At 64.3% G+C, this 922-nt stretch carries 1 pseudogene; it reads left to right on the top strand.

Annotation, left to right across the window (positions count from 1 at the left end):
* Positions 1-59 precede the first annotated feature (59 nt).
* A pseudogene (locus tag ACLJN9_RS30500) lies at positions 60-922 on the top strand (hypothetical protein); the annotation flags it as partial.

The raw sequence follows: 922 nt of genomic DNA, 5'->3' as shown, positions 1-922 counted from the left end.
GGTTGGTGATTTCCACCTGGGGTGGTAGTGACCAGTCGGGTAGTTCGCAGGATGGTGAGGTGTACATCCTGGGTAACACCGGTGGGGCGACGAGTCCGGGTGCGGTGACGACGAAGAAGATCGCTGGCGGGTTGAAGGAGCCGCAGGGGTTGAAGATCGTCGACGGGGTGGTGTACGTGTCGGAGAAGCAGCGTCTGACCCGGTTGGTCGACACCACCGGTGATGAGGTCGCCGACCAGTTGCAGACCGTCGCGACGTGGCCGTACGGGGGTAATTTCCACGAGTTCGCGTTTGGTCTGCTTTATCAGGACGGGTTCTTCTACCTGAACCTGTCGGTGTCGATCAACTACGGGGGTAACACCACCGATCCGCAGCCGGCCCCGAACCGTGGCACCACCATCAAAGTCAACAAGGACACCGGTGCGATCTCGTACGTCGCCGGCGGGCTGCGCACCCCACACGGCATCGGGTGGGGTCCCGAGGGCGGTATCTTCGTGACCGACAACCAGGGCGGGTGGCTACCGTCGTCGAAGTTGGTCCACATCAAGCAGGGCCGTTTCTTCAACCACTACATGAACCCGGCCGGCCCGTTCGACGCCAACCCGGTCACCCCGCCGGTGTTGTGGATGCCGCAGAACGAGATCGCGAACTCCCCCAGCACACCCCTGTATCTGACCGCCGGACGGTACGCCGGGCAGTTCGTCATCGGCGACGTCACCTACGGCGGCCTGCAACGCGCCTACGTCGAGAAGGTCAACGGCGAGTACCAGGGCGCCCTGTTCCGACTCACCCAGGGCCTCGAAGCCGGCATCTCGGAGGTCAACATCGGCCCCGACGGCGCCATCTACGTCGGCGGCCTCGGCGCCGGCGGCAACTGGGGCCAGGACGGCAAACTGACATACGGGCTGCAGAAACTCACCCC

This window comes from Micromonospora sp. 067-2 (assembly GCF_046549295.1).
GTDB lineage: Bacteria > Actinomycetota > Actinomycetes > Mycobacteriales > Micromonosporaceae > Micromonospora.
Note: the sequence above shows the minus strand (reverse complement) of the source record. Positions and strands in the feature narration are given on the sequence as shown.